Here is a 3,385-nt window from a genome sequence, read left to right as displayed (position 1 = left end):
GGTGAAGATCCGCCATCTCTAACGCGATACAGAAGGATTCAACTGATGCGATACCTGTTCAGTAAAGGAGTTGAGTTTTTGCCGGAGTTTGACGAAACAGAAAATCTTATTTCAATGGATGTAGTGAGAAGTGTCACACTGGTGCCTGGCACCAGTGTGACACTATTGGGAGGAATAGTTGTCAGCGATATGGTTTTGACGTCGGGATGCACTGGATGTAACAGGCCTTACTACAATGAAAAGCCGCTTGGGCCGATGTTTAATTATCCGTTTCCGCCGAAGGAAGCGGTAGAAAAAATTGTCGGCGCATTTGTCGAGAGTGAAGAGGATATAGATAAGAACAAAGTGAAAATAAGGTTTAAGGTGTAAGGGAATAGCGCACAACATCCTCTCTCCGTCACTGCGCTCCGCGCAATGACCCGTTTTTTGTCTCTTTTAAAACAATTGTTTGTTGTTAAGGCTGAGATTGCCGCGCATTCCAAAGGAATGCTCGCAATGACAAGAAAAAAACGCAATGACGACAGGGAGGAAACAAATGAAGAGATTGCCGCAGTCGCCTAACGGCTTCTTCGCAAAGACGAATAAAAGATAAAAAGCGGGATTGCCGCGCATTCCAAAGGAATGCTCGCAATGACAAGAAAAAAACGCAACGACGACAGGGAGGAAACAAATGAAGAGATTGCCGTGTCGTGCTTATGCATTCACTTGACGTAATGCATGCAAAGGAACGAACGCAATGACAAAGGAACGAATGCAATGAAGAGGAAGTTAGTAGTGGCAGCAAAAAAGAGTATAATAAGATAGATAAAAGAAAAAGGAGTTATGGGTAAACAAAAGGGGTTTAAGAGGTTTACGTGGTTTACGGATAAAAACAGTGGTCTTGCGGGGAGATACAGGGATTTAATTCTTCTTGCCGAGATCGGGGCGTACCTGCACGATATAGGCAAGCTTTCCTCATTTTTTGTGTTGTCAAAGGCAAAAGGAAAAACGGTAAGGGATTTTCACGGGCAAATTTTGTTTGTGGATAACGATAGCATTCCGAGCAATGTAAGGGAGTTTCTTTTCTCGCCGCTCTCAAAAATTTTGAGCAAGGGAATTACACCCAATGCTTTCCCAAACATTGCACAAAACATCTCCTTGAACACCTTACATGGCACCGCGGCAAATACCATGACAAAAAACAACGCAGCAAACAGCGAGGCAAACAACAAGCTAAATGATGCAGCAATCACTGCAACAGAAAACATAGCAACCACTGCGACAAAAGGAACTGACCTTTCTATTTCTCTTTCACATTTTGTTTGTGCTCATCACGGATGCTCGCGCTGTCTTTCGCCTGCAGAGTGTTCCTTCAAGGGCACAATCCGAAAGCACCCACTGATTGCCCTTTTAAAAACAGTGGACCACCTTGACGCGTCAAACCCTGCTAATAGCGGCAAACAATCTGCAACTCACACGGTGAGGGATAATTTTTTTTATCCTGAGACCAAAATTGACATTTCAAAGCTCAACGCAGCAAGAGCATCGTTTTACAGTGATTTTGACGAATTTTTGAAAAAAGAAAAAAGCATAGAAAAAATCAACAAATTCGTAAAAAGAAAAAGCGAAAAATATTTTGTAAAAGCGCTTTCCGAAACAAGGCAGTACGGGAACGATATAACGCTACTGGACCATGTAAAAAGCGTTTCCGCATATTTTAAGATGTATCTTTTTAATTATCTTGTTAGAAACAGGCCGTTGCCTAATTCGTTTTTTGACGCAAATTTCAGGATAATGAGTGTAGCGAGTGTTTCGCGCGAGATTGAGCAGTTCATTTCGTTTGACATCGCTTTTTCCAATTTGATACTAAGAAGCGACAATTTTTCCTATTTTCTTGTGCCTTGCATAAGGGAGAACAGCGCATTTTTTAAATATATTAAGCATAAGGTAAGGAAGAAGTTTGGTGCTTGGTGTATGCTGCACAAGATGAATAATTTTTCTCCACTGTTCACCGATTCTATTCACGGCGTGCCACTTAAAGACATAGAGGAAAAATTCTACCGGCTTGATATTAAGCGTCCTGCAGATATCAAAAATGATTACACGGAAAAGGATGCAATGAACGATATTAAAAAAGTCGTGTTTTTTGCATTGCTCAGAGAGAAAGAAAAGATATTTTTGAAGGCAAAGAGTATCGGTAAACACCTAAAAAATTTGGAAAAAGGAAGTATACACAGCAAGAAAAACCTTGCAAGACTCGATAGAAAGGAAAACGAACTGGAAAAACTGTTAAAACACCTTAATGCGGGAACGGATATAGAAACAATAAAGAAGCGTTACGGGTGGAGCAGCTCAAAAGACGCGGAAAGCGAAGTGTACGATTTTTTTAGTTTGGTGCTTTCGCCTATCCGCCCGCCTTCGCCTATAAGGATGAGCGAATATTTTTTGAAAAAGTACAGAAGGACACACTCTTTCAAAAAACTGTATGAAAGGTTTATCATAAAGCGACCCGTCGTGTTGGGGAGAATTCTTGCTCTTGCAAGAGTTTTAGGCGAGGTTGAAGAAACAAGATAAATTGCTACAATATATACAGAAGAGATATAAAAAAGGAAAATATTTTTTTGACGCAGTGTGAAAAACAAACAGTGTGGAAAGTAAATAGCGTAAAAAGAAAACAGTGCGGGAAAAAAGTAAAAAAGTTTGGCAGGAATTATTGGAGGCAAATGAAAATATAATGAAAAGATACATTGCTTTGATACTTGTTTTGATTTTTATCATAGCGGCTGTTCCTATGGTGCTGGCTGAAACGCAGTCCGAAAATGCCGGGGAAAAACTGAAAAAGATCGGTATAGTGCGGGGGTACAGCGACGGCGCGCTACACGAAAAAGCTTACATTACGCAAGGTGACTGCCTTGTTATTCTTTCCCGCGCTTTCAAGTATACGAGGAAGGTAAAACGTGGGAACATCGTGGCAATGTCCAACAAGCTGGACTTGTTTATTAACAAAGTGTATCACGCGTACCTCATTAGCAAAAATAAAATGCTTGACGCTTATTATTATCTTGTATCTGTATTTCCCGGCTACGAAGTGATAGAGGGAGTAGGGAAAGAGGATCCGATGTTTAAGGATTTTCTCTATCTGAAGAGGCATGGCTTTCAGTTCCCCGAAGAGTTTAACCTGGAAGCTTATGTTTCTCCTATTGAGATGTTGAGGTGGGAGATGCAGGTTTTTGGCATAGGTGAACAATATGAAAGAGTTGTCGGCGGCGATGCTTTGACAGAAGAAGAAACTGTTAAATTGCTTTCTATCCAGCATGGGCTGTTTCAGGACAGATATGCTGGTAAAAAAGCTCTCAACAGGGGCGATGCGTTCCTTATTGTTTTAAGTGCAGTGGAAGAAAAATAA

General features: G+C 40.9%; 4 protein-coding genes. All 4 read left to right on the top strand.

From position 1 onward, the window contains the following. Window positions 1-369 (top strand): hypothetical protein (locus tag U9Q18_06225; GenBank protein MEA3313953.1); only part of this gene is annotated, 369 nt, incomplete at its 5' end. A gap of 45 nt (window positions 370-414) precedes the next feature. Then, window positions 415-561, top strand: a complete 147-nt coding sequence (locus U9Q18_06220; GenBank protein ID MEA3313952.1) for a hypothetical protein — start codon at window positions 415-417, stop codon at window positions 559-561. A gap of 261 nt (window positions 562-822) precedes the next feature. Beyond that, a complete protein-coding gene (locus U9Q18_06215; protein ID MEA3313951.1) occupies window positions 823-2,553 on the top strand; it encodes a hypothetical protein in 1,731 nt (576 codons plus the stop codon). Window positions 2,554-2,713: 160 nt separating this feature from the next. After that, window positions 2,714-3,385 carry a hypothetical protein gene (locus tag U9Q18_06210; protein ID MEA3313950.1) on the top strand — a complete coding sequence of 224 codons (672 nt, stop codon included), beginning with the start codon at window positions 2,714-2,716 and terminating at the stop codon, window positions 3,383-3,385.

It is taken from the genome of Caldisericota bacterium (assembly GCA_034717215.1).
In the GTDB taxonomy this organism is placed as follows: Bacteria; Caldisericota; Caldisericia; order Caldisericales; family Caldisericaceae; genus UBA646.
The sequence above is the reverse complement of the archived record's forward strand: the minus strand, read 5'-3'. Positions and strand labels throughout refer to the sequence as shown.